This window comes from Streptomyces sp. NPDC058773, assembly GCF_042746015.1.
In the GTDB taxonomy this organism is placed as follows: domain Bacteria; phylum Actinomycetota; class Actinomycetes; order Streptomycetales; family Streptomycetaceae; genus Streptomyces.
This window is the reverse complement of sequence record NZ_JBHYPE010000040.1, coordinates 1-26,246: the sequence shown is the minus strand read 5'-3', so window position 1 is coordinate 26,246 and position 26,246 is coordinate 1. Positions and strand designations below refer to the sequence as shown.

30 protein-coding genes and 1 pseudogene are annotated in these 26,246 nt (G+C 71.0%); 15 read left to right on the top strand and 16 right to left on the bottom strand.

Going from position 1 to position 26,246, the window contains the following annotated elements; genetic code table 11:
- Positions 1-524 precede the first annotated feature (524 nt).
- The 3 genes from fdh (at position 525) to nrfD (ending at position 5,673) form a co-directional block, all read left to right on the top strand.
- Positions 525-3,794 carry a formate dehydrogenase gene (fdh, locus tag ACFW5B_RS27575; RefSeq protein ID WP_386445026.1) on the top strand — a complete coding sequence of 1,090 codons (3,270 nt, stop codon included), beginning with the start codon at positions 525-527 and terminating at the stop codon, positions 3,792-3,794.
- Positions 3,791-4,702: a 4Fe-4S dicluster domain-containing protein gene (locus tag ACFW5B_RS27570; protein ID WP_386445024.1), complete on the top strand. Its 912-nt coding sequence runs from the start codon at positions 3,791-3,793 to the stop codon at positions 4,700-4,702. The genes fdh and ACFW5B_RS27570 overlap by 4 nt, the downstream gene beginning before the upstream one ends.
- A 62-nt stretch (positions 4,703-4,764) precedes the next feature.
- Positions 4,765-5,673, top strand: coding sequence for an NrfD/PsrC family molybdoenzyme membrane anchor subunit (gene nrfD, locus ACFW5B_RS27565; RefSeq protein WP_386445021.1), 909 nt, complete (start codon positions 4,765-4,767; stop codon positions 5,671-5,673).
- Between the two features lie 67 nt (positions 5,674-5,740).
- Here the strand turns inward: nrfD and ACFW5B_RS27560 are convergent, their stop codons facing one another.
- The 7 genes from ACFW5B_RS27560 to ACFW5B_RS27530 form a co-directional block, all read right to left on the bottom strand.
- Positions 5,741-7,546 carry a complex I subunit 5 family protein gene (locus ACFW5B_RS27560; RefSeq protein ID WP_386445018.1) on the bottom strand — a complete coding sequence of 602 codons (1,806 nt, stop codon included), beginning with the start codon at positions 7,544-7,546 and terminating at the stop codon, positions 5,741-5,743.
- Positions 7,543-7,890 carry a sodium:proton antiporter gene (locus ACFW5B_RS27555; protein WP_386445015.1) on the bottom strand — a complete coding sequence of 116 codons (348 nt, stop codon included), beginning with the start codon at positions 7,888-7,890 and terminating at the stop codon, positions 7,543-7,545. Before ACFW5B_RS27555 ends, ACFW5B_RS27560 begins: the two co-directional genes overlap by 4 nt.
- The gene (locus ACFW5B_RS27550; RefSeq protein WP_386445120.1) at positions 7,887-8,639 is read right to left on the bottom strand and encodes an MnhB domain-containing protein; all 753 of its coding nucleotides are present in this window, start codon (positions 8,637-8,639) and stop codon (positions 7,887-7,889) included. Before ACFW5B_RS27550 ends, ACFW5B_RS27555 begins: the two co-directional genes overlap by 4 nt.
- Before the next feature lie 2 nt (positions 8,640-8,641).
- Positions 8,642-8,911, bottom strand: a complete 270-nt coding sequence (locus tag ACFW5B_RS27545; RefSeq protein WP_386445012.1) for a hydrogenase subunit MbhD domain-containing protein — start codon at positions 8,909-8,911, stop codon at positions 8,642-8,644.
- A complete protein-coding gene (locus ACFW5B_RS27540; RefSeq protein WP_386445009.1) occupies positions 8,904-9,395 on the bottom strand; it encodes a monovalent cation/H+ antiporter complex subunit F in 492 nt (163 codons plus the stop codon). Before ACFW5B_RS27540 ends, ACFW5B_RS27545 begins: the two co-directional genes overlap by 8 nt.
- Positions 9,392-9,568, bottom strand: a complete 177-nt coding sequence (locus tag ACFW5B_RS27535; RefSeq protein WP_386445006.1) for a hypothetical protein — start codon at positions 9,566-9,568, stop codon at positions 9,392-9,394. Before ACFW5B_RS27535 ends, ACFW5B_RS27540 begins: the two co-directional genes overlap by 4 nt.
- A gap of 204 nt (positions 9,569-9,772) precedes the next feature.
- Positions 9,773-10,738, bottom strand: coding sequence for an LLM class F420-dependent oxidoreductase (locus ACFW5B_RS27530; protein ID WP_386445003.1), 966 nt, complete (start codon positions 10,736-10,738; stop codon positions 9,773-9,775).
- 270 nt (positions 10,739-11,008) lie between these two features.
- On the opposite strand from ACFW5B_RS27530, the gene ACFW5B_RS27525 reads away from it, so the two are divergent.
- The 10 genes from ACFW5B_RS27525 to ACFW5B_RS27480 all read left to right on the top strand — a co-directional run bounded on the left by ACFW5B_RS27525 (position 11,009) and on the right by ACFW5B_RS27480 (position 16,691).
- The gene (locus ACFW5B_RS27525; RefSeq protein WP_386445000.1) at positions 11,009-11,785 is read left to right on the top strand and encodes an Fpg/Nei family DNA glycosylase; all 777 of its coding nucleotides are present in this window, start codon (positions 11,009-11,011) and stop codon (positions 11,783-11,785) included.
- Between the two features lie 295 nt (positions 11,786-12,080).
- Complete coding sequence (locus ACFW5B_RS27520) at positions 12,081-12,401, top strand: gas vesicle protein (RefSeq protein WP_386444997.1); 321 nt, start codon at positions 12,081-12,083, stop codon at positions 12,399-12,401.
- Positions 12,402-12,434: 33 nt separating this feature from the next.
- Positions 12,435-12,905, top strand: coding sequence for a gas vesicle protein GvpJ (gene gvpJ, locus ACFW5B_RS27515; RefSeq protein WP_386444994.1), 471 nt, complete (start codon positions 12,435-12,437; stop codon positions 12,903-12,905).
- A 3-nt stretch (positions 12,906-12,908) separates the two neighbouring features.
- A complete protein-coding gene (locus tag ACFW5B_RS27510; RefSeq protein WP_386444992.1) occupies positions 12,909-13,655 on the top strand; it encodes a GvpL/GvpF family gas vesicle protein in 747 nt (248 codons plus the stop codon).
- A 1-nt stretch (position 13,656) separates the two neighbouring features.
- The gene (locus tag ACFW5B_RS27505) at positions 13,657-13,881 is read left to right on the top strand and encodes a gas vesicle protein GvpG (RefSeq protein WP_386444989.1); all 225 of its coding nucleotides are present in this window, start codon (positions 13,657-13,659) and stop codon (positions 13,879-13,881) included.
- Positions 13,882-13,938: 57 nt separating this feature from the next.
- Positions 13,939-14,295 carry a gas vesicle protein gene (locus ACFW5B_RS27500; protein ID WP_386445117.1) on the top strand — a complete coding sequence of 119 codons (357 nt, stop codon included), beginning with the start codon at positions 13,939-13,941 and terminating at the stop codon, positions 14,293-14,295.
- Positions 14,292-15,131 (top strand): GvpL/GvpF family gas vesicle protein, encoded by an 840-nt coding sequence (locus ACFW5B_RS27495; protein WP_386444986.1) that lies wholly within the window; start codon positions 14,292-14,294, stop codon positions 15,129-15,131. Before ACFW5B_RS27500 ends, ACFW5B_RS27495 begins: the two co-directional genes overlap by 4 nt.
- Positions 15,132-15,134: 3 nt before the next feature.
- Positions 15,135-15,365: a gas vesicle protein gene (locus tag ACFW5B_RS27490; RefSeq protein ID WP_386444983.1), complete on the top strand. Its 231-nt coding sequence runs from the start codon at positions 15,135-15,137 to the stop codon at positions 15,363-15,365.
- 14 nt (positions 15,366-15,379) lie between these two features.
- Positions 15,380-15,658 (top strand): gas vesicle protein K, encoded by a 279-nt coding sequence (locus ACFW5B_RS27485; RefSeq protein ID WP_386444981.1) that lies wholly within the window; start codon positions 15,380-15,382, stop codon positions 15,656-15,658.
- A 301-nt stretch (positions 15,659-15,959) separates the two neighbouring features.
- A complete protein-coding gene (locus ACFW5B_RS27480) occupies positions 15,960-16,691 on the top strand; it encodes an alpha/beta hydrolase (RefSeq protein WP_386444978.1) in 732 nt (243 codons plus the stop codon).
- 181 nt (positions 16,692-16,872) lie between these two features.
- Here the strand turns inward: ACFW5B_RS27480 and ACFW5B_RS27475 are convergent, their stop codons facing one another.
- The 3 genes from ACFW5B_RS27475 to ACFW5B_RS27465 form a co-directional block, all read right to left on the bottom strand.
- Positions 16,873-17,763, bottom strand: a complete 891-nt coding sequence (locus tag ACFW5B_RS27475) for a universal stress protein (RefSeq protein WP_386444975.1) — start codon at positions 17,761-17,763, stop codon at positions 16,873-16,875.
- 185 nt (positions 17,764-17,948) lie between these two features.
- A complete protein-coding gene (locus tag ACFW5B_RS27470) occupies positions 17,949-18,635 on the bottom strand; it encodes a UdgX family uracil-DNA binding protein (RefSeq protein WP_386445114.1) in 687 nt (228 codons plus the stop codon).
- Positions 18,636-19,163: 528 nt separating this feature from the next.
- Positions 19,164-19,490 carry a plasmid stabilization protein gene (locus ACFW5B_RS27465; RefSeq protein WP_386444972.1) on the bottom strand — a complete coding sequence of 109 codons (327 nt, stop codon included), beginning with the start codon at positions 19,488-19,490 and terminating at the stop codon, positions 19,164-19,166.
- Positions 19,491-19,809: 319 nt separating this feature from the next.
- Between ACFW5B_RS27465 and ACFW5B_RS27460 the strand changes: the two are divergent.
- Positions 19,810-20,009: pseudogene (locus ACFW5B_RS27460) on the top strand (hypothetical protein); the annotation flags it as partial.
- 52 nt (positions 20,010-20,061) lie between these two features.
- Here the strand turns inward: ACFW5B_RS27460 and ACFW5B_RS27455 are convergent.
- The 4 genes from ACFW5B_RS27455 to ACFW5B_RS27440 all read right to left on the bottom strand — a co-directional run bounded on the left by ACFW5B_RS27455 (position 20,062) and on the right by ACFW5B_RS27440 (position 23,267).
- Complete coding sequence (locus ACFW5B_RS27455) at positions 20,062-20,295, bottom strand: hypothetical protein (RefSeq protein WP_386444969.1); 234 nt, start codon at positions 20,293-20,295, stop codon at positions 20,062-20,064.
- 122 nt (positions 20,296-20,417) lie between these two features.
- A complete protein-coding gene (locus tag ACFW5B_RS27450) occupies positions 20,418-22,052 on the bottom strand; it encodes a phytoene desaturase family protein (protein ID WP_386444966.1) in 1,635 nt (544 codons plus the stop codon).
- Positions 22,053-22,078: 26 nt separating this feature from the next.
- Positions 22,079-22,561, bottom strand: coding sequence for an SRPBCC family protein (locus tag ACFW5B_RS27445; protein WP_386444963.1), 483 nt, complete (start codon positions 22,559-22,561; stop codon positions 22,079-22,081).
- 130 nt (positions 22,562-22,691) lie between these two features.
- Positions 22,692-23,267, bottom strand: a complete 576-nt coding sequence (locus tag ACFW5B_RS27440; RefSeq protein WP_386444960.1) for a DUF488 family protein — start codon at positions 23,265-23,267, stop codon at positions 22,692-22,694.
- Positions 23,268-23,722: 455 nt separating this feature from the next.
- Here ACFW5B_RS27440 and ACFW5B_RS27435 point away from each other — a divergent pair, with 455 nt between their 5' ends.
- Positions 23,723-24,280: a hemerythrin domain-containing protein gene (locus tag ACFW5B_RS27435; protein ID WP_386444957.1), complete on the top strand. Its 558-nt coding sequence runs from the start codon at positions 23,723-23,725 to the stop codon at positions 24,278-24,280.
- Between the two features lie 196 nt (positions 24,281-24,476).
- Here ACFW5B_RS27435 and ACFW5B_RS27430 read toward each other — a convergent pair whose 3' ends face one another.
- Positions 24,477-24,776 carry a DUF6506 family protein gene (locus ACFW5B_RS27430; RefSeq protein WP_386444954.1) on the bottom strand — a complete coding sequence of 100 codons (300 nt, stop codon included), beginning with the start codon at positions 24,774-24,776 and terminating at the stop codon, positions 24,477-24,479.
- A 366-nt stretch (positions 24,777-25,142) separates the two neighbouring features.
- Positions 25,143-26,246 (bottom strand): DUF1254 domain-containing protein (locus ACFW5B_RS27425; protein ID WP_386444951.1); only part of this gene is annotated, 1,104 nt, incomplete at its 5' end.

Genomic DNA, 26,246 nt, shown 5'->3' with positions numbered 1-26,246 from the left:
TTCACCGGCGAGTTCTCATCCTCATTTCCAGTGTCCGCCCGTGGAGGCGACGACGAGCCAGGGCCCATCGACCCCACGACGGGAGCCATTGGGCACCTATTCCAGCCACCGCGTGAAGGTGTTCGGTGAGCCGCTGATGGTGCCGGCGGTCGAGTCACGGGGGGCGAAGTCCACCAGCGGTCACAGACCGGATGCCGGTCAGCCCTCACGCCCTCCTTGCCGCAACGCCGCAGCACCCGGATGTGCACCGGCCGGGAGCCAGGCACCCCGACCCGCAGCCGCTCCACACTCGCGTACTCCTGCGGCCCCCGAGACCGCGCTGACGACGGGCGGATGGCCCCACGCGCATGCGTACCGGGACACCGCCGGGTAGCGTCGACGGGGAGCAGCGCGTGGCGCCGCGGCACCCGGCGATGCCATTTCCCGCACGAGAACCCGCGGGCGCGACGGCTTTGACCACCCGGCCCAGCATTCAGGAGCCGGGGCCCGAAGCGTTCCTTCCCCGAGTCGATGCTGGAGGAGACATGGGTCTGGGGAAGCGGCTGCGCGGCTGGCCGGCGTTCCGGCAGCTCACCGAGGCGGACCCGCTGGGCCGGGGGCGCGCCGCGATGTCCGCCCGTACCGAGGCGCTCAGACCGCGCACCGCCACGGCGGACCGGGTGGTGGCGTCGGTCTGTCCATACTGCGCGGTGGGCTGCGGACAGCAGGTGTACGTCAAGGACGAGCAGGTCGTGCAGATCGAGGGCGACCCCGGCTCACCGGTCAGCAGGGGACGCCTGTGCCCCAAGGGCGCGGCCACCCTCCAGCTGACGACCGGGGAGGCGCGGCGTCACGAGGTCCTCTACCGGCGCCCCTACGGCACCGAGTGGCAGCGGCTGGACCTCGAAACGGCGATGGACATGATCGCGGACCGGGTGGTCGAGCTGCGCCGCGACACCTGGGAGGGGGAACGGGACGGCCGGCGGCTCGCTCGTACGCTCGGCATCGCGAGCCTGGGCGGGGCGACCCTCGACAACGAGGAGAACTACCTCATCAAGAAGTTGATGACGGGTCTGGGCGTGGTGCAGGTGGAGAACCAGGCGCGGGTGTGCCACAGCTCGACGGTCGCCGGCCTCGGTACCTCGTTCGGGCGCGGCGGGGCGACCACGTTCATGCAGGACCTCCAGCACGCGGACTGCATCGTCATCGAGGGCTCCAACTTCGCCGAGGCGCACCCGGTGGGCTTCCAGTGGGTGATGGAGGCCAAGGCCCGCGGGGCCCGGATCATCCATGTCGATCCGCGCTTCACCCGCACCAGCGCCCTGTGCGACCTGCATGTGTCCATCCGGGCCGGCAGCGACATCGCCTTCCTCGGCGGTCTGATCAACCACGTCCTCACCGAGGAGAAGGACTTCCGCGAGTATGTGCTCGCCTACACCAATGCCGCCACGATCGTCGGCGAGGACTTCCGCGACACCGAGGATCTCGGCGGTGTCTTCTCCGGTTTCGACGAGGAGCAGCGCCGCTACGACCCGGAGAGCTGGCAGTACGAAGGCACCGAGATCCAGGCTCCGGCCGGGGACGTCGAGCAACAGCACGACCAGCGGCTCCGGCAGGCACAGGGCGCGTCCCACCGGGTGCCGGGGCATGCAGAGACGCATGGTGCGGGCGGCGCGCCGGCCGCCTCCCGGGCGCCGCGTGACGAGACCCTGCGGCACCCGCGCTGCGTGTACCAGATCCTCAAGCGGCACTACGCCCGCTACACGCCCGAGATGGTCGAGCGGACCTGCGGGGTGCCGCGCGAGACCTTCCTGCGGGTCTGCGACGCGCTCACCGAGAACTCCGGCCGCGAGCGCACCAGCGCGTTCGTCTACGCGGTGGGCTGGACCCAGCACTCGGTCGGCTCGCAGTACATCCGGGCCGCCAGTGTCCTCCAGCTACTGCTGGGGAACATCGGCCGCCCCGGCGGGGGCATCCAGGCGCTGCGCGGCCACGCCTCCATCCAGGGCTCCAGCGACATCCCCACCCTCTTCAACCTGCTGCCCGGCTACCTGCCGATGCCGCATGCGCACACCCACGAGGACCTCGACACGTTCGTCGCGGCGAGCCGTACGGACAAGGGCTTCTGGGGTGAGATGCGGGCGTACTTCGTCAGCCTGCTCAAGGCGTATTACGGCGCCGCGGCCACACCCGACAACGACTTCTGCTTCGACCACCTGCCCCGGCTGACCGGCTCACACAGCACCTACGACACCGTCATGGCGCAGCTGGACGGGGTGTGCCGCGGGTACTTCCTGATGGGTGAGAATCCGGCGGTCGGTTCCGCCAACACCCGTCTCCAGCGGCTGGGGATGGCCCAGCTGGACTGGCTGGTCGTCCGTGACTTCTCGCTGATCGAGTCGGCGACCTGGTGGCAGGACGGGCCCGAGATCGCGACCGGTGAGCTGCGCACCGAGGACATCGGCACGGAGGTGTTCTTCCTGCCCGCGGCCGCGCACACCGAAAAGTCCGGCTCGTTCACCAACACCAACCGCTGGCTCCAGTGGCACCACGCCGCGGTGGAGCCGCGGGGCGACGCACGCAGCGATCTCTGGTTCACGTACCACCTCGGCCGGCGCATCAAGGAGAAGCTGGCCACCTCGCAGGACCCGATGGACCGGGCGATCCAGGATCTGACCTGGGACTACCCGGTGGAGGGCGCTCTGCGGGAGCCGGTCGCTGCGGCCGTGCTGGCAGAGATCAACGGCCACGGCCCTGACGGGGCGCCACTGAGCACCTACACCGAACTCCGGGACGACGGTTCCACCCGCTGCGGTTGCTGGATCTACTGCGGGGTCTTCGCGGACGGCGTCAACCAGGCGGCCCGGCGCACGCCGCACACCGCGCAGGACTGGGTCGCCGCCGAGTGGGCGTGGGCCTGGCCGGCCAACCGCCGGATCCTCTACAACCGCGCCTCGGCCGCCCCCGACGGCACCCCGTGGAGCGACCGGAAGGCGTATGTGTGGTGGGACGCCGACGCCGGCCACTGGACCGGCCACGACGTGCCGGACTTCATCCCCGGCCGGGCACCGGACCATGTGCCGCCCGAGGACGCCACCGGACCGGACGCGCTGCGCGGCGACGACCCGTTCATCATGCAGGCGGACGGCAAGGGCTGGCTCTATGCCCCCTCCGGGCTGCTCGACGGGCCGCTGCCCACTCACTACGAGCCGCAGGACTCCCCGTTCGGCAACGCCCTCTACCCGGACCGGCCCCGCTCCCCCGCCAAGCAGCTCTACTTCCGCGAGGGAAACCGCTACCACCCCAGCGGCGACGAGCCGGGCGCCGAAGTCTATCCGTACGTGCTGACCACCCACCGGCTCACCGAGCACTTCACCGCGGGCGGGATGAGCCGCTGGTCGCCCTATCTGGCGGAGCTGCAACCGGAGTTGTTCTGCGAGGTGTCGCCACGGCTGGCCGCCGAGCGCGGTCTGGAGCACCACGGCTGGGCCACCCTGATCACCGCGCGCAACGCCGTCGAGGCGCGAGTGATCGTCACCGACCGGATCCGGCCGCTGACCGTGCACGGCCGCGAGGTGCACCAGATCGGCGTGCCGTTCCACTGGGGCCCCAACGGGGTCGTCACCGGCGACGCGGCCAATGAGCTGACGGCCATCTCGCTGGACCCCAACTCCCATATCCAGGAGGACAAGGCGCTCACCGCCGACATCCGTCCCGGCCGCCGCCCCCGCGGCCCGGCCCTCCCCCGCCTGGTGGCCGACTACCGGCGGCGGGCGGGCATCAGCGACCACACCGGGAAGGACCCACGGCCATGACCGACCCCCTCTTCAGCGGCCCGGAGCCCGGCCTCGCCGGTGACGCCGGGCACGCCGATCCCCCGCCCCGCATGGGGTTCTTCACCGACACCTCGGTCTGCATCGGCTGCAAGGCGTGCGAGGTGGCCTGCAAGGAGTGGAACGCCCTCCCGGAGGACGGGCTCTGCCTCACCGGCATGTCGTACGACAACACCGGCGCCCTCGGGGCCTCGACCTGGCGGCACGTGGCGTTCATCGAGCAGTCCGCACCACCGGCCCCGGCTCCCGAGGGGCGCCGTGAACTCCCGCTGGTCCAGGACTCCGCCCCGCCGTCCGGCGGCGACTTCCGCTGGCTGATGTCCTCCGACGTGTGCAAGCACTGCACCCACGCCGCCTGCCTCGACGTCTGCCCGACCGGCTCGCTCTTCCGCACCGAGTTCGGGACCGTGGTCGTCCAGGAGGACATCTGCAACGGCTGCGGCTACTGCGTGCCCGCCTGCCCGTACGGCGTCATCGAGCAACGGCCCTCCGACGGACGGGCGTTCAAGTGCACCCTCTGCTATGACCGCCTCGGCGCGGGGCAGGAGCCGGCCTGCGCCAAAGCGTGCCCCACCGAATCCATCCAGTTCGGCCCGCTGGACGAACTGCGCGAGCGCGCCGCCCTGCGGGTGAGCCAACTGCACGCCGCCGGGGTGGGCGAGGCCCGGCTGTACGGTCACGACCCGGCGGACGGGGTCGGCGGCGACGGCGCGTTCTTCCTCCTGCTCGACGAGCCCGAGGTCTACGGCCTGCCGCCCGACCCGGTGGTCACCACCCGGGATCTGCCGGCCATGTGGAAGCACGCCGGCGCCGCCGCGCTGTCGCTGGTGGGCGGCCTCGCGCTGGCTTTCGCGCTGCCCGCGGCCCGAGGCGCGAGGGCGGGACGATGACGCCCCGGCCGGGCAGGGGGCACGAGCGGCGCCGACGCCGGTCCCGAAAGGGCGAGGAACTCATGGTTTCCGGCGCGGAGTTCACCTCCTATTACGGACGGCCGGTGATCAAGGCCCCGTCCTGGGCGGCGCGGGACATCGCCGGGTACTTCTTCCTCGGCGGGCTGGCGGGCGCCGGCTCCGTCCTCGCCGCCGGGGCCCAGCTGACCGGGCGGCCCGCGCTGGCCACCTCGATGAAGGTCTCCTCACTGGCGGCCGTCTCGCTCTCCGCCGCCGCCCTCGTCCACGACCTCGGACGCCCCGCCCGGTTCGCCCACATGCTGCGCGTCTTCAAGCCGACCTCGCCGATGAGCATCGGCTCGTGGCTGCTGAGCGTGTACGGGCCGGCGGCCGGTGCGGCGGCGCTGAGCGCGGTCACCGGACGGCTGCCGCGGGCCGGCACCGCCGCCACTGCGACCGCCGCGGTCCTGGGGCCGGCCGTGGCCACGTACACGGCCGTGCTCGCCGCGGACACCGCGGTACCGGCGTGGCACGGCGCGCACCGCGAACTGCCGTACCTCTTCGCCGCGTCCGCGACCGCCGCCGCCTCCGGTATGGCACTGATCCTCGCGCCACCCCACGAGACCGCACCCGCCCGCTGCGCCGCCCTCCTGGCCGCGGCGGCCGACACGGCAGCGACCCGGGTGCTGAAGCGGCGCCTGGGGATGGTGGCGGAGACGTACCGGGAGGGGCGGGCAGGGCGACTGCTGCGCCGCGCCCAAGTCCTGACCTGGGGTGCCGCGGCGGCCACCGCGGCCGGTGCGGTCCGCTCCCGGCCGGCCGCCGTCGCCGCCGGACTGGCCCTGCTCGCCGGCTCGGCCGCTACGCGCTTCGGCGTCTTCGCAGCCGGCATCGCCTCCGCCGAGGACCCTGCGTACACGATCGTCCCGCAACGCGCCGCCAGGCGAACGACGGCGGCTCCACCCGGGTAGGGCACATCCGCCACCGCAGACGTACGGAACGCGTGCTCCCCCGGGCAGCAGGGCCATCGGACGGGGGTCAGACCACCAGGACACCCAAGAGCGTGACGCCCGCCAGGAACCAGGCGACGTAGTCGCCCACATGGCCGGAGTGCAGTTGCCGCAGCGGGGTGAACCAGCGGGCCGGTTCCACGGCCGGACGCCGTATGGCCAGCGCGGCCAGCGCCGGCGCCAGGGCGGCGGCCAGCAGGCCCCACAGCACCCCGGCCGTCGTCCAGTGCGGCGCGGCGGTGGGCGTCGGACGCAGCTGCCGGCCGGACAGTACGGCGGCGAGGTAGCCGGGGTGGTCGGTGAAGGCGTCGGCGGCGTGCCCGACCGCGGTGCGCAGGCCGGGAGCCAGCCCCACGGCCAGCGCGCCGGCCAGCAGTACGGCGGGCACCGCGAGCATCGAATCCGGAATGCGGGACAGCGGTCCGCCCCGGGTCTCCGGCTCCTCCGCCTCCCCGGTCGTCTCTTCCGGCGCGTCCGGCGGGCGGGAGCCGAGTCCGAGGAACACCCGGCCGCCGGCCCGGAGCACCGCGCCGCCGGTGACCGCCGAGGCCATCACGAACAGCGCGGTCCCCCAGCCTCCCGCGGCCTCCTCGGTGACCGCCTTGCCCAACGCGGTGCCGAAGGGCGGCAGGCCGGCGAGGGCCAGGCCGCCGAGCCCGAACATCGTTCCCACCCAGGGAAGTTCCCGTCCGCGGCCGTGCAGCTCGCTCTCGTCGACGCTGCCGTAGCGGTCCAGCAGGATGCCCACGCAGGCGAACAGTGCCGCCTTGACTCCGGCGTGGGCCAGGACGTACAGGGCCACTCCCCCGACACCGGCCGCGTCGAGCTGCGCCAGTCCGGCCAGGAACAGTCCGGTGTGCGCGACCGTGGAGTAGGCGAGCAGCCGCTTGAGGTGGCGTTGCTGCCAGCACATCACCGAGCCCACTACGGCGGTCAGCACTCCCAGGGCCAGCAGGGCCTGCTGCGCGTCGGGCGCCGGGATGCCTCCGGGGCCGGCGAAGACCGTCCAGTACACCCGGGCCGTCCCGTAGACGCCCAGCTCGACCATCACCCCGGACAGCAGCATGCAGACGGGGGTCGGTGCCACGGCGTGCGCGTCGGCGAGCCAGAAGTGGAACGGCACCGCGGCGGCCTTGACGAGCAGTCCGGTGACGACGAGGACGAAGGCGGCGATCACCAGTGCGTCCGGACCGCCGTCGGCCCGCGCACCGAGGGCCTGGCCGGTCTGGGCGAGGCCCAGTTCACCGGTGCGGGCGTAGAGCAGGGCGATGCCCGACAACGTGGCGTAGGCACCGAGGGAGTTGACGATCCCGAACACCAGGCCGCCGTGCACGGCGCGGGCCTCCTCGACGCGGTAGCCGGTCAGCGCGTAAGCGACCACGCTCATCAGCTCGAAGAAAACGAACGCGTTGAACAGGTCGCCGGTCAGGGCGAAGCCGCACATGCCCGCCTGGAAGAGCAGTACGAGCGCCGGGAAGGAGCCGGCCCGGCGCCGTGGCGGCTCGTCGAAGTACCGCCAGGCGTAGGCGAGGGACGCCAGCACCAGCAGCGAGACCAGGGCGGCGAGCCCGAGGCCGATGCGGTCCCCGACCAGGACGATGCCGACGCTCTGCCCGTGGTGCGGGCGCCAGCCTCCCACCCACTCGACGGGCCAGTCGACGGACGACGGGGTGGCCGCGACCGCGCCCAGGGCGAGCGTCGCGGTTCCCGCAGCGAACAGGCAGGCCAGCAGTTCGGCGGCGAACCTCGGCAACCGGCGGGCCGCTCCGACCAGCACCGCGGCACCGAACAGCGGAGTGGCCACGATCAGCGGCAGGAGCTGCGCGGCGGTCATCCCCGAAGCTCCGAGAGCTGGTCGGGGTCCACGGTTCCGTGGCGCTTGGCGATCTGAACGACCAGGGAGAGCAGCAGTGCGGTGACCGTGGCCCCGATGACGATGTCCGTGAGGGTGAGGGCCTGGACCACGGGATCGACCACCGGGCGCGAGCCGGGGGCGATGTCGGAGAAGACCGGGGCGGTGCCGCCCCTGCGGTAGCCGATGGCGAGCAGCAGGACGTACGTCGAGGCCTGGCAGACCGAGAGGCAGCCCACGGCGTGGATGAGGTTGCGGCTGGTGGCCAGGCCGTAACAGCCGGCCAGGAACAGCCACCCCGCGCTCACATACGGCAGCACGCTCATCCTTCGCCCTCCGCATCCGGGCCCGGCCGTTCGCCCTCGATCTCCACGGCCTGGTCCAGAAAGCGGGCCAGCAGAACCACCACGCCGGCCGCCACCTCCACGCCGATGGCGGCGTTGAGCAGCGGCACGGTGCCGCCGGACGCGAGGGTGTTGAAGGTGCCGTAGGGCAGGAAGTTCGTCAGGAACGCCGCTCCGGTCAGCAGCGCGGCTGCACCCAGCAGCAGGTATCCGGCCTCGCCCGCGGCGTCCGCCACCTCGTACAGCCCGATCGGACGGATCCGCTCCAGCGCCCGGTAGTCCACGGCGATGTAGAGCAGGTGCAGCGCGGTCGCCACCACCACACCGCCCTGGAAGCCGCCGCCCGGACTGAGCTGGCCGTGGGAGACGATATACAGCCCGATCAGCAGGGTGACGGGCAGCACGAGCAGGGCGTAGCGGCGCACCGGTGGGGCCACCCGGACCGGTTGCGGCGGCAGCCGGTCCTCGTCGCGTGCCTGCCGGAGCAGCACGACGGTGCCCAGGACGGAGCCGAAGAGGATGGATTCCTCGCCGAGGGTGTCCAGCGCCCGCTGGTCGAAGTTGACGGCGGAGACGGTGTTGGCGGTGTGACGGGCGAGCGCGGCGTGCACCGCCCGGTCGCCGTAGGGGTGCCACAGTCCGCCGAACGCGGGCAGGTCGCTGCAGGCCAGCAGGTACAGCACGGCGGTGCCCAGGCCGCCGACGGCCAGCACCCACAGGCGCATCCGCATGGTCACCGGCGTTCCTCCCGGCGGTTGCCGCGGCCCCGGCGGCGCACCTTGCGCACGGACAGCAGCACCATCAGCGGTGTCAGCGCGGAGCCGACCGCGAGCTGGGAGAGGGCGACGTCGGGTGCCTGGAGCAGCAGGAACAGGGTGGCGAGGGCCAGGCCGAACAGCGACATCACAAAGGACTGCCGCACCGGATCGCGCACCAGGACGGTGCCGGTCCCCGCCGCGGTCACCAGCAACAGTCCGAGCAGCAGGGAAAGCTCGTCAGACATCTCCCGTCCCCTCTTCAGGGGTACCGAGCGCGTGCCCGATGGTGCCGGGGGCGGCCACCGCGCGGGTCGCACCCCAGCTGCCGAGCAGCAACAAGGCGCCGATGACCAGGAGTTTCACCATGGCACGGCCGGGGCCGGTGGCGAAGCACAAGGGCAGCAGCGCCACCGGCACCGCCACGTAGCTCAGCGTCGTCACCGTACGCAGCGCGCGTGTTCGCGGCGGGTGGGCCGCCAACTCGTCGGCGAGCAGCCGGACATAGAGCAGGGTGCCGGCCGGTCCCAGCACCGAGAGCACCAGCGCCGTATCGGTGTAGGCCGGGCGGCGGAACCCCTGGGCGAGCAGGAGGAAGACCAGGCACAGCAGCGTGCAGGTCAGATTCTGTGCGGGCACCCGGCGGCGGACCCGGCCGCTGGCCGCGCCCCATGCGGCCGGTGCCACTCCGCAGAGCAGCAGTGCGGTGGCCGCGCCGGTCCAGCCGTTCACCGGTCACCGGCCGCACGCCGCGCCCCGCAGGCGGCGACCGCCGACACCGCGCCGGCACCGGCGCCGACCAGCCACTCCAGGGTGTCCACGGAGCCGGCCAGCACGATCCACAACAGGGTCAACACCGACCACCAGAAGAGGAGTTCGCACCCCGTCCACAGCCGTCGGACCACGGTGTACCACCTCCTGCCGACCGGGTACCCGGCCCCCAGGCTCACATGCGGGACCCCGCGGACCCGGTCAGCGCGCCGCGGAGTACTCCGTCGGGGGTTGCTGCCTGTGCTGCCGCCGACACCGCGCTTCCTCCTGCGGCGCCGGGCGGCGCGGGCGGGCGAGGCCGAGCCGCAGGGGCCCCGGCGTCCTCAGCCGCTGCTGCGTCACAGCGCCCGGAGCGCGGGCAGCAGTGTGCTCTCGGCCCACCGCAGGTACGACTCCTGGCGATCACCGCCGATCTGCACCAGTGCGACCTCGGTGAAACCCGCGTCCACGTAGGGCCGTACCGCCTCGACGAACCGGCCGACGTCGTCACCGCACGGGACGGCCTCGGCGACGTCCTCCGGGCGCACATACCGGGTGGCGCCCTCGAACCCGGCCGGCCCCGGCAGTTCGGAGTTGACCTGCCAGCCGCCCACCAGCCAGCGGAACTGGTCGTGGGCCCGGTCGATCGCCGCGTCCCGGTCCGGGTCGTAGCAGACCGGCAGCTGGCCGGTCCGTGGCTTGCCCCGGCCGCCGTGCCGGTCGAAGGCCTCCAGCAGCTCCGCCCTGGGCTCCGTGGCGATCACCAGGTCAGCCAGCCGGCCGGCGATCCGGCAGGACCGCTCGCCCGAGACGGCCACACCGATGGGAGGCAGCACCTCGGGCACATCCCACAGCTTGGCGTGCACGGCGTCGAAATGGGTGCCGTGGTGAGTGACCTCACCGCCACCGAAGAGTGCCCGGATGATCTCGATCGCCTCGGCCAGTTTGTCCAGCCGCACCGGCGCCGGCGGCCAGCCCCGGCCGACCACGTGCTCGTTGAGGTTCTCCCCGGAGCCCAGCCCCAGCCGGAACCTGCCGTCCGACAGCAGTTGCATCGTGGCCGCCTGCTGTGCGACGACGGCGGGGTGGTAGCGCGTGGTCGGGCAGGTCACATAGGTCATCAGCGGGATGCGGGCGGTCGCCTGCGCGGCGGCTCCCAGCACGCTCCAGGCGTACGGCGAGTGCCCCTGGGCCGCCAGCCACGGAGAGTAGTGGTCGGAGGTCACCGAGAAGTCGAAGCCCGCTCGCTCGGCCCCCACCACGTGCGCGACGAGGTCCCGGGGCGCGGCCTGCTCGGTCATCATCGTGTAGCCGATGTGCACCATCAATACACCGTGGGGCAGTGACACGGTGTGTGCAACCCAGGCCTGCGGTCGGCCCGGTGACTCGGAAGGCGGGGCCCGTCCCGTCCTGTGCCGGACGGCCTCTTCGGGAGGGCCTCGGCGGGCTGCCGGTCCGTCCTCTGCCCCCATGCCCTGACCTGCCGACGTCGGCCGTGATGCGGAAGCTCCCGCAGGTCCGCAGGCTGGGGAGGAGGACGCCGGCCTGACGCTGAACGGCTTGATCGACGCGGTGCGGAGAGTCTCGGAGGGATGATGCCCGAACTGCCGGATATCGAAGGATTCCGCCGGGTGCTGAGCATCTGTGGCCGGCGGTGTGTCACGGGCATCGAGGTGCGCGACGCAGGGGTGCTGCGGGGTGTCACCGAGAAGCGGCTGCGGAAGGAGTGCGTGGGAAGGCGGCTCGGGAAGGCCTGGCGGCACGGCAAGTGGTTGTTCGCGCCCACGGACGGTGGGCCCACCCTCGTCTTTCATTTCGGTATGACGGGATCGCTGTCGTGCTGTTCTCCCGACGATCCGTTCGCCGCGCATGACCGCCTTGTGCTGACCCTCGGCGAGGCCCGTAGCCTGCGCTACCGCGATCAACGAAAGCTGCAGGGCGTGCAGTTGGCCGACGAGGCAGCCGTCGACCGGATTCTGGACCGGCTCGGGCCCGACGCCCTGTCCGTGGACCGAGGGGAGTTGACGGAACTGCTGTCCGGACGGCGAGGTGCCGTCAAGAGTGCGCTGATGGACCAGTCCGTCGTCGCGGGTCTGGGGAATCTGCTGTGCGACGAGATCCTCTGGCGGGCCCGCGTCGCCCCGCGGGCCCCGGCACGGGACCTGGGTGAGACGGCGTACCGGGACCTCCACGCGGCGATGGGCCGGGTGCTCCGTACCGCCGTGCGCGCCGGACGCGTGCCACCGCGGCGTTCCTGGCTCACGGGACGACGGGACGACAGCGAGCCGCTGTGCCCCCGCTGCGGCCGGTCCCTGAGCTCCGGTCGCACCGCCGGACGCCGCACCGTCTGGTGTCCACACTGCCAGTCCTGAACGGTGTTCCCGTCAGGTGCGGTCCGTCTCGGGCACAGAGCCGTCCGGGGCCACCCGGCCGCCGTCCGGCCTCGTGTCCGCCGAGGCGGGGGCTTGAGAAATGTGCGGACTTCTCGGCCAGGCGAGTGAGGCGGCGCGCGTGTCGACGCCGGCCACGAGAAACGACTCTTCCGCCTTGTGGCGGGACAGGTGGGTCACGTTCCGGCATCGCCCGGTTGCCCGGCTCTCGTCCGCCCCGGCACAAGATTGGTCCCGCTCAGGATGCGCAGGTGAGGGAGACCGTGAGACTTGGGGTATGGCAGAGCAATCCCGCACGCGGGTCCGGTCGTCCTCGGCTGCCCGTAAACGGAAATCAGCGCCGGAGAACACCCCTGCGGAGGTGGCGCACCGCGCCGCCGAGTTGCTGCAGAGCGTGATCAGCCACCGGACGGAAGGGGTCTCGGCGGTACGGCGGACCGACGACGGCTGGTGTGTCGTGGTGGATGTGCTGGAGCTGGCGCGGATCCCGGACACCACGAGCCTTCTCGCGACGTACGAGGTGCGGCTCGACGACGAGGGCGAACTGCTCGAGTACTACCGGACCCATCGCTATAGACGAGGTGCGGCCGATCAGTGAGCGCCGCCCCGACCAGCTGAAAGGGCACCCCAGATGACCACGACGACCTACTCGGGCCTGTCCGGAGAGGTAATTCCCTGCCCGCCCAGGGCCGGCACGTTGTACGACGTGATGGAGCTCATCCTGGACCGCGGGATGGTCATCGATGTGTTCATACGGGTGTCCCTGGTCGGGATCGAGATTCTGAAGATCGATGCCCGCATCGTGGTGGCCAGCGTCGATACGTATCTGCGTTTCGCGGAGGCGTGCAATCGGCTGGACCTGGAGCGGGATTCGGGAAGCGTCACCGTTCCCGAACTCTTCAGCGGCCAGGCCGCCAAAAGCATCGGAAAGAGCAAGGTGAAGGACGCCGCCAAATCCGTTGGCGAAACCGTCCGTTCGGCGGTGGTCAAGGGCGATGACTCGGATGACGAGGCGGAAGAGGAAGCGCGGCCGCAGCGGCGGCGGCGCAGTACCGCCCGGTCCGGGGCCGCTTCCCGCCGACGGCGCGCAGAGGAGGAATGACCCGTGACGGACGACGGCATCTACGTGTACGGCATCGTCCGGAACGATCGCCCGTTGCCCTCGGACGTGGGCGGGGTGGGGAATCCTCCGGGAGTCGTGGAGAAGATCGCGGAGGGGCGGGTCGCCGCGGTCGTGAGCCAGGCGCCGCCGCAGCTGCGTGCGCGCCGTCGCGACCTGCTGGCGCATCAGGAGCTGCTGATGGCCCTGTCCGAGCATGGTCCGGTCCTGCCCATGCGGTTCGGCATGGTGGCGGCGGACGAGACGGTGATCCGCCGTCAGCTGGCCGACGCCGAGGAGCGTCATCTGGCGGCGTTGGAAAGCCTCGCGGGCCGGGTCGAGATCAATGTCAAGGCGATGCCGGCCAACGACTCGCTCGCCGCGCTCGTCGAAGAGGACGCCGCCATCCGGGAGCTGCGCGAATCGGTGCGTCGGCGGCCGAGTTACGAGGCCAATGTGCGGCTGGGAGAGGCGGTCGCGACCGCGCTGTCGCGCCGGGCCACCGAAGCGGGTAGGGAAATCGTGCGCGAGCTGAAGCCCTGGGCGCATTCGGTCCGCCCCGGGCCGGAGGTATCCGGGTGCCAGGTCAATATGTCGTTCCTGGTGGACCGGAGCGAGAGCCCCGCATTCGCCGCGGAGGCCGAGCGCCTCGCCTCGGACCGGCGCGAGCGCGTCGAACTGCGGGTTGCCGGACCGCTGCCCTGCTACAGCTTCCTGGAGCCGCAGATGCTCGCGGGAAGGGCCGGCGGCTGAGATGGGGCTGATCAGTGGAGTGCTCACACTGCCGCTCGCCCCGGTGCGCGGCGTGGTCTGGGTGGCCGATCAACTCGCTCAAGCGGCCGACCGCGAGCTGCACGACCCGTCCGTCATCCGCGCCCGGCTCGCCGCGCTGAACCAGGAATACGAAGCCGGGCACCTCGGCCAAGCGGCGTTCGAACGTGAAGAGGAGCAGCTGCTCGACCTGCTGTACGAGCGCTGACCGGCGCTCCGGAACCCTGGCCCGCCGGGTACCCGACAAAGAGGAATGAGTGACCACGTGACCGATGTCGACTACAGACCGGCCGCTCCTCCAGCCAACGGTCCCAGCACCGCGAACCTCGCCGACATCCTTGAACGCGTCCTCGACAAGGGCATCGTCATCGCCGGCGACATCAAGATCGATCTGCTGGACATCGAGCTGCTCACCATCAGGCTGCGCCTGTTCGTCGCGTCGGTGGAGACGGCCAGGAAGGCCGGGATCGACTGGTGGGAGACCGACCCCGCGCTCAGTTCCACGGCGGCACGGAGTGAACTGCGGGAAGAGAACGCCCGGTTGCGCGAGCGGCTGGAGGCGCTGGAGTCCGCGGATGACGGCGACGCGCCGTCCGCCCGGACAGGCAGGGCGGGCTCATGACGAGGGAGCAGCCCGGCACTCCGGAGAGCGCGACCGGAACTGCGGCCGGGACGGCGACCTATGTCTATGCGGTGTGCCGCCGACTGACCCCTTCCGCCCTCAGTGGTCTCACCGGGCTCGCGGGCCTCGCCGAAGGCTTCCCCGTGCGCACACTGCCTCTCGGTCCCCTCACCGCGGTCGTTCAGCATGTACCGGCCGCCGAGTTCACCGAGGACGCCTGGCAGCGGCGGCTGTCGGACCGTGCGGAACTGGAGCGCTGCGCCCGCGCACACCACGAGGTGGTGACCGCGGCCGCCGCCTGCGGGCCGACGGTGCCGCTGGCGCTCGCCACCCTCTACCGAGGGGACGAGCGGGCACAACAGGCTCTCGGCGCGGACCGGGACCGTTTCGCCGCGGCCCTGGCCCGTATCGAGGGCCACGCCGAATGGGGAGTGAAGGTCAGCCTCGCGGCGGCCGCTCCCGGCTCCCGGAGCGCACCACCAGCACCTCCCCGGGGCGGCGGTGGACCGTCCGGCGGTGCGGGCCGTGCCTACCTGGAGCGGAAACGCGGGCTGCACCGGGCGCGGGAGCAGCACCATGACCGTGCGCTGCAGGCCGCCGAAGACATCGATGCCGCTCTGAGCCGCCTGGCCACCGCCACCCGCCGGCTTCGCCCGCACAGCCAGGAGATGACGGGGGAACGGGGCCGCCTCCAGGTCCTCAACGCCGCATACCTGGTGACGGCCGTGCGCGAGAAGGAACTGCTCGATGCGGTGGAGACCTTGCGGCGCCGTACGGGAGCCGAGGTCGAGGTATCGGGCCCCTGGGTGCCGTACTCCTTCGTCGGGGAGGTGTGAGCGGTGTCCGCTCATGAGCCCGTCCCCTGGGACACCCCGGGCCCGCTCGCCGGGCCCCTCGGGGTGCCACTGGTCGACCTGCTGGACCGTGTGCTGTCCACCGGGGTCGTCATCAGCGGCGATCTGGTCATCGCCATCGCCGATGTGCCGCTGGTCCGGCTCTCGCTGCACGCACTGTTGTCCTCGGTCAGCGAACGGGTGCCCGCGCCGTGGTCGGACGGAGGTCCGCTGTGACGGGGAAACCGGGTGTGCCGGTGAGCAGATTCGACCTCGACCGTGAGCAAATGGGCCGCGATCTGGTCTCGTTGGTGCTCACCGTGGTGGAGCTGCTGCGGCAGTTGATGGAACGCCAGGCGATCCGCCGCGTGGAGCAGGGCGATCTGAGCGACGAGCAGGTGGAACACATCGGGGAGACCCTGATGCATCTCGAAGCGCGAATGACCGAGCTGTGCGAGCAGCACGGTCTGCGACTGGAAGACCTCAATCTCGATCTGGGACCGCTGGGATCGCTGCTGCCCCGGGAGTGAGCGCGGCCCGTCGCCTTCTTGGCGGCGTGATCGAGGTTGCGCCGCGCCTTGCTGTGGCCGAGACGGAGGCAGCGGCCTCGCTCTTCGGCGACGGGAACGTCGGCCGCCGTCCACACGTCACCGCGCGGCAACGTCCGGTTGTCCAGGCGCAGATGAAGCCCTCCGTGATACTTTCGGCACCGCCGTGCGCTGCTGCGAACTGAGGAGGTGAGACCGATCAACGCTGTAACAGGTCGGGCCTCCCTCTCCCGCATGGCCTAGGGAGCGCCCGCAGAAGGCATCCCGAAAGGCTTGAAACGCTATGCGCTTCATCTCTGAGACGTCGTCCGACGGCGTCTGCGAACAGCTCTTCACCCTCGGTGAGATTTCCGGCGTGCTGTGGACGCCGGAAGGCGCCACTGGCACTCGTCCCCTCATCGTGATGGGACATGGCGGCGGTCAGCACAAGAAGGCCCCCGGCATTCTGGCCCGTGCGCGCCGTTTCGTGGCCGAGTGCGATTTCGCTGTGGTGGCGGTCGACGTGCCCGGCCACGGCGACCGGCCGAAGGAAGCGGAGTACCACCGGATCGCGACCGAGAATCAGGCTCGCGTGGAGACCGGGGAAGAGTTGGCTCCGCTGATCGCCGCTTTCCAGGCGCTCGTTGCCCGCCGAACCGTCCCGGAATGGCAGGCAGTTCTGGACGCGGTCCAGCAGCTGGAACATGTGGGTGCCGGTCCGGTGGGCTACTGGGGGGTCTCGCTGGGGTGCGGCCTCGGCGTTCCGTTTGTTGCCGCCGACCCCCGGATCCGCGCGGCGGTGCTGGGCCTGGGAGGAGCCTTGGCCTCGGCCGAGGACGCCGCGCGGATCACCGTTCCGGTGGAATTCCTGGTGCAGTGGGACGATGAGCGGGTGCCGCGCGACCAGAGCCTGGCGCTGTTCGACGCCTTGGCCTCAGCCGAGAAGACGCTGCACGCCAATCCCGGCAAACACGGGGACATCCCGGCGTTCGAGCTGGACAGCACGCTGAGGTTCTTCTCCCGGCACCTCGCCTGATACGCCGCCTGCGGTCCGCGACGCGCCGATCGGCACCCGTTTCCGGTCGGCGCGTTCGGCGAACCCTGGTCGGCGTGGCGGAGAGAGTTCAGGTTCGGGAGATCCTGGATGCCCTCCGGCGACTTGGCTACGCGGTCAAGACGGCCCGCGTCGAGTACCTCTGGGCCGTCCGAAGCACCCGTCACGCGCGGTTCGCTGACGGGACGACCAGAACGGGGCAACCCGCGGTGTGCAGGGCTTCGGCGCTGACCGAGCCGAGCATCAGTCTGCGCAGGCCGGTGCGGCCGTGAGAGCCGACCACCAGTAGAGCGGCGCGCTGTGCGGCCTCCGAAAGGAGGGTGGAGGGACGTACCCGCTCGACATGGATATCCGTCCGGACCTCGGGAAAGAGTGCGCGCCGTTGGGCCGCTGCCACCTCCAGAAGACGGTGTGCCGCCTCGTCGAGGGCCTTGAAGTCGGGTGCGACCAGTCCCGGGCCGGTGGGCATCTCGCTGAGGTGGAAGTTGGCATGGAGAAGTACCAGCCGTGCTCCGCGCGCGGAGGCTTCGGCGTATGCCTGGTCCAAGGCTTCTTCAGAAATGTCAGCGATGTCCACACCGACCGCTACCCGCCGTTCCGGGGCGAGTGAGGCTTCGTGGGGACGGATGACGAGGACCGGGCAGTCGGCGTGGGTGGCCACCTGCCAGCTGACCGAACCCAGCGGCAGACGCGGGAAGCCGCCACTGCCGCGGTGACCGAGCACGAGGCAGGTCGCCTTGGAAGAACGCTCCAAAAGTACTTCGGAAGGCCGGCCGGAGACGGTCTCCGCCGTGACCGCCACATCGGGGTATTCCCGTCGCACCAAGACCGCGAGCGGTTCCACGACGGATGTGCCACTGGCCTCCTGGCTGCCTCCGCTTTCGTCGTCTGCACCGTCTTCGCCACCCCCTGGGGCCTGGCGGACGTGGAGTATGTGCAAGCGGCTGTGGTGCAGCTGTGCTTGTTGTGCCGCGTGCCGGACGACATCCTGCTGGTGGCTGCCCTGTTCGACGCCCGCCAGCACGGGGCCCATTGTTGCGGTGGCGTTGTTCATCGAGGCTGCTCCTCTTCTGATCGATTACGCCGACAAGCTGTGTGCCCCCTGGTGTCCGACTACCCGTGTGTCCGGCTCCACGCACCGGCGGATCTCGCCAAGCTGACAGTCCTCGCCCTCTGACGCACCCTCCCTCCTGACGCACCTCGCCCTTCGCTCCTGGCAGTGGGCGGCTCGCCCCCTCCTCAGCCCAATGCGCCGGCCGCCACCCGGAGGTCTGACACCAGCCCCGCGTAGACCATTTCTCGCTCGCGGGACCGGAGGACCGCCGAAGGATGAACTGTGGCGACGACCAGCCCGGGTGCCTGCCCGGTACCGTCGTCGGCCGTGCGTGGTTCCTCCGGGGGCAGCGGGAGGGGCGCGCCCCGGTCCTTCGTGACGCGGAACGAGGGGCCGAGCAGGGCCTTTCCCGCGGTTGCGCCGAGTGCCACCACGACCTCAGGTTGCACGAGCCGCAGTTCGGCAGTCAGCCAAGGACGACAGGCCCGCATCTCCCGCAGACTTGGCGGCTTGTGAATCCGGCGCTTCCCCCGGCCCGCCGTCCCGAACTTGAAATGCTTGACCGCATTGGTGAAGTACGCATGCTCCTCGGCGATTCCCACTTCACCCAGCGCCTTCCGGAGCAGGCGGCCGGCAGGTCCCACGAACGGCTCTCCCGCCCGGTCCTCCTGGTCTCCCGGCTGTTCGCCGACGAACATGATCCGTGCATCGGATTCGCCCGCCCCGAAGACCGTCCCGGACGCGTCCTCGAAGAGCGGACAGCCCTGACAGCGCGCCGCGGCACGCCGATACGCCGAGAGACCACCACGGCGCGGCAGAAAGGGCGTGGCGTCGTAGTCGGTTGCCGCTTCCGGAGCTGCACCTGCGCCCATCGATGTCACCTCCTGCACCCGCCGGTGCACTCTCTTGAGCCCCTTGGCGCCAGCGGAAGAGTGCCCGGGTACCGGCGGAGCGGGGGTCGCCGTTCGTGATGGAGACCGTCAAGGGGTGCGGAGCGCAGGGGCAGGATGCCCCACCGGCCCCTACGGGCGGCCGCTGACGTAGTCCCGGGCCCGGTCGACCAGCCCGAGGCCCGGAGCCCCCGCGATGACGTCTCCGCCGTGTCCCATGCCAGTGCCCTTCTCTGATGACAGATGGCAAGCCGGTGCTCGGGCCTGCCTGACGCGTTCCGTTCCGCCGCCCACGCCCGCCGAGAGGATTGCTCCGACCGGGTCAAGCGATGCGCGGAGCGGGCCCGATCAGGAGAGCACCGGGCCCCACGGCCTGTGCAATCCCTGATTGCTCACACCTCATGTCTACGACCAGCGCGCCGACCTCGCGATCTCAATGCCGACGCGGGGTTGCGTACCGGCAGTGTCCGGCCCGCGTCACCGTCCGCGAGCCGGGTGACCGGCGCACTGTCAGCGGCCGACGGCTTTGCGCAGCTGTTCCTTGTTCATGTGGGAGCGGCCGTCGATGTTCTTTTTCTTGGCCTCTTCATAGAGCTGGTCGCGAGTGGGCCCCTGAGGTCCGCTGTGGGATCGCTCGCCGCCGCGCTGAGAGGCGGATTTTGGATCGCGGGTGGAAACCTTGCCGGCGGACTTGGCTTCACCGGATCGGGCGCGTTCCTTGTTCACCGTGCGCGCGGCGATCTCCTTCGCGCGCCTCTCCGAGGTGCCGCGCTCCTCGGCCTGTTCCTTGATGTGCTCGTACTGCCGCTCACGTTTCTTGCTCGAACCTGCCGGCATGATGCAGCTCCTCGTCAACAGTGGTTGCCGGGTCTCTGACCTTCGCGGCCCGGGAGTCCACAGGCCGCAGCGGTGCATATACCACTTCACGCCCTAAAGGCGTGTTTCGCCACATCTACCCCATCGGCGCGTCCGACGGTGCCCCGGGTCGCCCACCCGGCAATCGGGGGGGCACCCCGGGACATCCCTCCACGTGACCTGGATCATTTCGCCGGAAATGTCCTGGACCTAGGCTCCTCCAAGCTCTTCACTCCGCGACACCTCCCCGGCCCCGCTCCGCAGTCCCAGGCCACGCCGAGAAAGGCCACGCCCCGTGCCGATGTCCGCCGGCCTCTCCCCCGTGATCGCTCCACCACACAGTGGCTACTGCGCTCCTACCCCACAACAGGCGGCGCCCTCGACGCAGCCCTGACCCAGGCCCAGGCGCACCAGGCGGCAACGGTCGCCGCATGGCTGCGGTACCCGACGGGCGCGGATGCCGCGCTGCTCGCGCTCGTGGGTCCAGACGGTTCAGAGCGACGCATCCCGCGCCTGAGCGCCCGGCATGCGCTGGAAAGGGTGCCGTGCTCGCTCAGGCGTTGTCGGTGAGGCCGGTGTGACCCTTGGCGCGGGCGCAGTGGGCGCAGCAGAAGAACTTTCCGTCGGTTTGATGGCCGTGGCCCAGGATGCGGCAACCGCAGTGGTCGCAGATGGGCGCGAGTTTGTGCGCTGCGCATTCGAGGCTGTCGAAGGTGTGGGTGGCGCCGGCTACGTGGACCTCGAAGGCCATCGCGTAGTCGTTGCCGCAGACGTCGCAGGCTGCCATGTGTTCTCCTCGATGCTGCGTGATCATGCTCCGGCCGGACTCGTCCACCCATGACGTCACGGGTTCCGGCCCGCTGCGCGCTGCGGAGGGCAAATGGCGCAGTCCGGGGGCCCCGGGCGACCCTAGTGACGGCCCTGGCGCGGATCGGCCGGTCCCTTTCGGGAAGTCAACGCCCGCTGGGCCAGCGACAGGACAGTCGGCGAAGCGGAACGGCGAAGCGCCGCCCGCGCGGCATTGGCGCCGGGTGCGCCGTGGACACCACCACCCGGGTGTGCCCCGGCCGACGCCAGGTAGAGGCCCTTCACCGGTGTCTCCGGGCGTCCCGTACCCGGCACGGGACGGAACACCAACTGCTGGTGCAGGGCTGTGGTGCCGCCGTTGATCGCGCCCTGGTACAGGTTTGCGTCGAGGGCCTGGAGTGTGGGCGGGGCAAGGATGCGGCGCGCCAGGATGCGCGTGCGGAAGCCGGGTGCGAAGCGTTCCACCTGTCGCTCCAGCCGCTCGGCCATGGCTTCCCGTTCCTTACGGTCCCACGTACCCGTGAGGCCGTCGGTGCCTGCGTCACCTCGCACCTCCTGTGGCACGTGGGTATAGGCCCACGCCGATTCGGTCCCCGTCGGGGAGCGGGAGGGATCGGCGGTGGTCATTTGCCCGAAGAGGGCGAAGGGGCGGTCGGGTATGTCTCCCACGGCGAGCTGTGCTGCAAAGCGGGTGAGGGCGTCGACGCCGTCCGCCAGATGCACGGTCCCTGCCGACGATGCCGCCTCCGCGGCCCAGGGCACAGGACGCTCCAGGGCCCAGTCGACCTTGAAGGTCGCGAAGTCCCACTGGAAGCGGCGCAGATCCTGCCCGAGGTGGCCGGGCAGGTGACGGTCGTTCACCAGCTCGCCGTACAGGGCGGGGACCGAGACGTCCGCGACTACGGCGCGGTCGGCTGCCACACTCTCACCGTCCGCGGTGCGTACCGCCACCGCCCGGCCCCCGCGGACGACGACCTCCACGACGCGCGCACGGCACCGGAGCATCCCGCCGCGGCGCCGCAGCCTGCTGACGAGCGCCGCCGTCAGGGCCCCGGACCCGCCCACGGGCACCGGAAAGCCGTAGGTCTGGCCGAGCATGGTCATCAGCCAGCCGAAGCCCCCGCTGCCGGCGGCTTCCGGCGCGAGATCGGCGTGCAGGGCGTTGCCCGCAAGCAGGAGTTTGCCTCCCTCGCCACGGAATTCCTCCTCGCCCAGGCGCCGCACCGGCAGCAGCAGCGTACGGGCGAGGCGCAGACCGCCCGCGCCACGCAAGCGGGCGGCAAGCCGCGCGGCGTACCGCACCGGCGGGAACGGCGTGAAGAGCGCGCCCAGCAGGTCGGGCCCGACCCGTTCCCAGACCGTGCAGAGGTTCTGCCAGGCCGCTCCGTCCCCGTACGCGAAGGAGTCCAGGCCGGCGGCAGTCTTCGCCCGGTCACGGTCCAGCACCGCGCACCGGCCGTCCGCCAAGGGGTGCGCCAGTACGCGTGGGGCATGGCTCCACCGCAGCCCCTCCTCGTGCAGATCGAGGCGGGCAAGGACCGGCGAGGCGGCGGCGAGCGGGTAGAAGGAGCTGCCGAGGTCGTTGACGTAGTCGGGGTGGACGGCGCGGTCGCTGCGGACCGCTCCCCCGGGTTCGTCCTGCGCTTCGAGCACTTCCACCGACCAGCCGGCGTCGACGAGAAGATTCGCCGCGACCAGCCCGTTGGGCCCCGCACCGATCACTACCGCATCCGGCATCTTCCCTCCGCTCCGCCTCCGGGCCGCTACCCGGTGCGCTGCTGCCCTCCCGGCTCACCAGAGCTGCCGTCGGCCCTCGTTTCGCTCTCGACCACGTCGGCAAGACGACCGAGCATGCGGCGATTGCGCAGGTGCAGCACGGTGTCGACGGCAGGGTTGTGCAGGAAACCGCCGGGGCCTCGCAGCGGATGCTCATCGAAGATCACCAAGGTGTCCTCCCCCCAGGGGCGGACTTCGATGGCGATTCTGGCGGTTCCGAGCCATCCGCTGTCCACTTCGAGTTCAAGATGCCGTGGCGGTTCGTGGTGACGGACGATCGTCTCCCCGGCCACCGCCCACGGTCCCAGCCGAATGGTGTATTCGAGGCTGGCGCCGCACTCCGGCCAGCGACCGGACCTCTCGGCGGACTCCGACGGGCCGACCACCCACTCGCCGTAGCGCGAGGGGTCTGACAGGGCCGCCCACACATCGCCGGGAGGCCTCTCGACCAGCCGATGCCGCACAGCCATGGAACCTCCCTGTGCCCACGACACAAAGCCGCCCCGAATGACCAGGTTAGGACCCGGAGCCTCGAACGGCCCGCTGGATCGGCAGGGCCGCCTTCAGGGCCACGGACAGTGGACCGGCCCACACGGAGAGTCAAGGCGAGCTACCCGCTGCTCTCCGCTGTCCGTGCGAGCCCTGCCCGGTGTCGTCATAGACGAGGAGGCCGTCAGAGCGCAGGCGCAACCCGGGTGTTGGCGAGTGGGAGACGAGCCGCCCGTCGTGCATCAGGTGCAGGACCGGGACGCTTCGTGCGACGACGGAGAAGTCCGCGATCAGGCGCCGATGACACCGCCACCACACAGCCTCGCTGCACATGACCGCCGTCCGAACAGCGGCCGCGTCGTCGAGCAACTTGTCCATCGCTGTGACGAATTCCGGCGCACGGGTATGGGCCGCGTAGCCTCTGAACGAGGCATTGCGCCAGACGACGTCCGGGGATTCGGCCGGGACTTTCCGGTGGCCCCCCAGCGCAGGCTCCCACCGGTAGGCGATACCGGCCTGCGGCATCCACTGCGCCAGGCGGTCCCGGAACACGTCCGGGTTGCGTCGGCTTCCCGGTCCGATGCGAACGTCGACGACGGACACAACCTCCGCCCTGTGAAGGAGAGCGAGAAGTTCTGCACTCCCCGCAGTGCTGTGACCGAAAGTGATCAAGTGCATTGCCGACATGGCTCATACCCCTCGCCGCCCCGGGCCCGGGCCCCCGCCGCCGGTACGTCCGGAACGGGTCGGGGACCGTGAACCCGGCCAGGCCCCGGATGTCCCTCTGATGTCACGGTGGGCTCCGTCCTCGTTGCCGGTGAACACGACTGATCGTGGTCGTCACGCTTCGCTGCCGGCGCTCAAGGGGTGTCGTCGGCCCTGTGCCCGGCCGGGCGTCCCTGGAACGGGGGCGGGCACAGGGCCCCGGCCGGTGAGGGGTGGCCGGGACGATGGGCGCAGCACGCACCGCGCCCGTGGTGATCGTCCCGGATTCCGGCCCGGTGTGTGGGTGCCGCGCCCATTTCTCAGGCACACGGAGCAATCCCTCCACCACGGTGTCATGGCACCCGTCGTGTGCGGGAACCCCTCGGTGCGACAGACAGCCGGAGCAGCCGGCTGCTCCGACTGAGAGGCGGCGTGCCGTGGGACATGGCGGCGATGTGATTGCCGAGCTGACCACCGATCACCGTGAGGTCGAGGACCTCTTCGAGCAGTTCGAGGACGCTCCTCCGGGGAGCGAGGACCGCAAGCGGCTGGCGGACGCACTGACGATCGAGCTGGTACGCCATTCCGTGGCAGAGGAGGAGCACCTGTATCCAGCCGTGCGTGAGCACCTGGAGGAGGGGGATGCACTGGCCGACAAGGAACTCGCAGATCACGCCCGTGTCGAGCAGTTGCTCCACGATCTCCAGCACCGTGAAGCCACGGACCAGGACTTCGACCGGCTGATGGTGAAGCTGCGCACCGAGGTGCGGGCGCATGTCGACGACGAGGAGAACAACCTCTTCGACCGGCTCCGCAGCGGTGTCCACCCGTACATCCTGGAGGAGCTGGGCAAAAAGATCCGTCACGCGAAGAAGAGCGCTCCCACCCGCCCGCATCCGCATACGCCGACCACGCCACCGGTCAACAAGCTGCTCGCACCAGGCGTGGGGCTCGTGGACCGGGTACGTGACTACGTCACCGGCCGCGGTCAGTAGTCCGGTAATCCGGCGCTGAGCACGTGCGTGGCCCGGGCGCGCACCGTCGAGGCGCGGCCTGGTCAACGGTGGCCCCGGCGGCTTGAGCCCTCGGGGCCAGTGGAAGAGCACGGCTCCGGTCGAGGCGCTCGTGCGGGCCGGGAGTCGCGCGGCCGTCGTGCGGAACCTGCCGACGCGGTCTCCCCTTCACCAGTGATCAGGAGAAGATTGCGTGCACCTGGTCGACCGCTTCCGGACCGTAGCCAACCGTGCCCACGGGGACCGCACCGTCGATCGCCTCGATGATGCGCCCGGCCCAAACGGGACCGAATCCTCCGCACAGTTCGATCAGCTGCACGCCCTCGCTCACCAGACGACGCGCGGCTTCAAGGCCCTGGTCGGGCTTCTCCACCCCTACGAGGACAGTGCGGCACGTGCCGGTGTCCACGACGTTGACATCGCCGCCCGTGGCGCTGCCGGCCGCCGTGTAGATGAATCCCCAGTGTGTGAGCGCCATGCGTGTGGACCCCCTATGACCGTCGAGGCCACTAGCGAAACAGAAGCCGCGCGGGAACGCCCCCGGACCGGGACAACCCGCGTGTGATCCGCGCCTCACCCCATCCCGGACATCGCGCCGCTCAGGGTCGTGCCGGGCTGACGGCGGGTGGCGGCAAGGGAACCGGCCGGCCAGTGCGCCGTAGACCATGGGCCGGGGTGGGGCCTCCTGCCCGGTTCGGGGTTGCTGAAGTCCGAACGCTGAGCAGGAGGCCCGGTGTCGCAGTCTCCGCCGGTCGGCTGCGGCGGGCCGGCCGGGCCGGACCGTTGTGCTACGTCTCCAGCATGACGGAGGTGTGTGTGCCGCTGGGGGGCTTGCGTCAGTTGGTCATGGTGACCGCGGGCGGGGACCAGCTGCCGTCGAGGACGCCGGCTCGGGCCGGTACATGCGCAGGATCATGGAGAACCGGCCGCTCGGTGCGGGCAGCCAGTTGGACCGCTTTCCCGCCGGGGCGTCGTGCTGGATGTAGATGTCGGTGGAACCGTCGGGGTTGCGGGTCGGCTTGACGGCGTCTCCGACCTCGTAGCGGTGGATCGGGTTGGGAACCAGGAAGCCGGAGGGGTCGTACATCGTGAGGGACCAGAAGGCTTTCACCGGCGGGGTCTGCCCCGGGGGGAAGTGGAGGACGTACCGTTTGGCTCCGGTGAGCGGCTTGCCGCGGCTGTCGGTGCGGACGATCGGGTAGACGGCGTCCTGGGGGAGGTTGGCGCCGAGCCCTTGCCAGGCGGTGGTCGCGCGCAGCATGTAATCGGTGCCGTAGTCGCCCAGGTTGAGCGAGACACGCCAGCCGTTCACCTCGTTCCCGGACGTGGCGAGCGCGGCCTGGATCCGCTTCTGGGCCGCGGGTACGGACCGGTGCAGTGCGTGTGCCGTGGCAGGGCCCTTGGCATTGATGTCGAACGGCCGGCCGGGGACGATGCCCAGGCGGGCCAGGGTCGCCACCATGCGAGCGTCCTTCTTCCCGGGCGGATTGGTGGCCATGGCCGACGCGAGCTGGGAGAAGAAGGTCTGCGCGTCCATGCCGGCGACGCGGGCGGCCGGCGATGTGGCGGGGACGTCCGGGTCGACGTGGCCTGGCGGCGGGGTGTGGTGGTGGCCGTAGTCGCGGAGCGGTTCGAGGGTGTAGTGGCGCACCAGGTCCTTGGCCGCGGGCAGGTCGGAGGGGCCGTCGAACTGCGTCCGGCCGATGATCCACGCGGTCTGGGTCGGCGACTTGATCTGCTTGACTCCGGCGGGCAGTCGGCCGTGCCAGCCGGGGCCGGTGATGGCGAAGTCGCCGGCCGAGCTGCCGGTGGTGCGGGTTCCCGGGGAGGCGAAGACATCGGTCCAGGCGCTGAGCATGGGCATCATGAAGTACCGGCCCTTGGTGTCCGGCACATGGAGCACGATCGGCTCCTTCTTCAGGTCCAGCCACGCCGAGGTGTACAGGGT

Bases quoted from the DNA above. Each gene is read 5' to 3' on its own strand.
- ACFW5B_RS27550 (WP_386445120.1), bottom strand. From the start codon at position 8,639: ATGCGGATGCGCCTGTGGGTGCTGGCCGTCGGCGGCCTGGGCACCGCC.
- ACFW5B_RS27555 (WP_386445015.1), bottom strand. From the start codon at position 7,890: ATGAGCGTGCTGCCGTATGTGAGCGCGGGGTGGCTGTTCCTGGCCGGC.
- fdh (WP_386445026.1), top strand. From the start codon at position 525: ATGGGTCTGGGGAAGCGGCTGCGCGGCTGGCCGGCGTTCCGGCAGCTC.
- ACFW5B_RS27560 (WP_386445018.1), bottom strand. From the start codon at position 7,546: ATGACCGCCGCGCAGCTCCTGCCGCTGATCGTGGCCACTCCGCTGTTC.
- nrfD (WP_386445021.1), top strand. From the start codon at position 4,765: ATGGTTTCCGGCGCGGAGTTCACCTCCTATTACGGACGGCCGGTGATC.
- ACFW5B_RS27545 (WP_386445012.1), bottom strand. From the start codon at position 8,911: ATGTCTGACGAGCTTTCCCTGCTGCTCGGACTGTTGCTGGTGACCGCG.
- ACFW5B_RS27530 (WP_386445003.1), bottom strand. From the start codon at position 10,738: ATGGTGCACATCGGCTACACGATGATGACCGAGCAGGCCGCGCCCCGG.
- ACFW5B_RS27480 (WP_386444978.1), top strand. From the start codon at position 15,960: ATGCGCTTCATCTCTGAGACGTCGTCCGACGGCGTCTGCGAACAGCTC.
- ACFW5B_RS27455 (WP_386444969.1), bottom strand. From the start codon at position 20,295: ATGGCAGCCTGCGACGTCTGCGGCAACGACTACGCGATGGCCTTCGAG.
- ACFW5B_RS27505 (WP_386444989.1), top strand. From the start codon at position 13,657: ATGGGGCTGATCAGTGGAGTGCTCACACTGCCGCTCGCCCCGGTGCGC.
- ACFW5B_RS27495 (WP_386444986.1), top strand. From the start codon at position 14,292: ATGACGAGGGAGCAGCCCGGCACTCCGGAGAGCGCGACCGGAACTGCG.
- gvpJ (WP_386444994.1), top strand. From the start codon at position 12,435: ATGACCACGACGACCTACTCGGGCCTGTCCGGAGAGGTAATTCCCTGC.
- ACFW5B_RS27465 (WP_386444972.1), bottom strand. From the start codon at position 19,490: ATGCCGGCAGGTTCGAGCAAGAAACGTGAGCGGCAGTACGAGCACATC.
- ACFW5B_RS27445 (WP_386444963.1), bottom strand. From the start codon at position 22,561: ATGGCTGTGCGGCATCGGCTGGTCGAGAGGCCTCCCGGCGATGTGTGG.
- ACFW5B_RS27470 (WP_386445114.1), bottom strand. From the start codon at position 18,635: ATGGGCGCAGGTGCAGCTCCGGAAGCGGCAACCGACTACGACGCCACG.
- ACFW5B_RS27525 (WP_386445000.1), top strand. From the start codon at position 11,009: ATGCCCGAACTGCCGGATATCGAAGGATTCCGCCGGGTGCTGAGCATC.
- ACFW5B_RS27450 (WP_386444966.1), bottom strand. From the start codon at position 22,052: ATGCCGGATGCGGTAGTGATCGGTGCGGGGCCCAACGGGCTGGTCGCG.
- ACFW5B_RS27520 (WP_386444997.1), top strand. From the start codon at position 12,081: ATGGCAGAGCAATCCCGCACGCGGGTCCGGTCGTCCTCGGCTGCCCGT.
- ACFW5B_RS27430 (WP_386444954.1), bottom strand. From the start codon at position 24,776: ATGGCGCTCACACACTGGGGATTCATCTACACGGCGGCCGGCAGCGCC.
- ACFW5B_RS27570 (WP_386445024.1), top strand. From the start codon at position 3,791: ATGACCGACCCCCTCTTCAGCGGCCCGGAGCCCGGCCTCGCCGGTGAC.
- ACFW5B_RS27475 (WP_386444975.1), bottom strand. From the start codon at position 17,763: ATGAACAACGCCACCGCAACAATGGGCCCCGTGCTGGCGGGCGTCGAA.
- ACFW5B_RS27440 (WP_386444960.1), bottom strand. From the start codon at position 23,267: ATGTCGGCAATGCACTTGATCACTTTCGGTCACAGCACTGCGGGGAGT.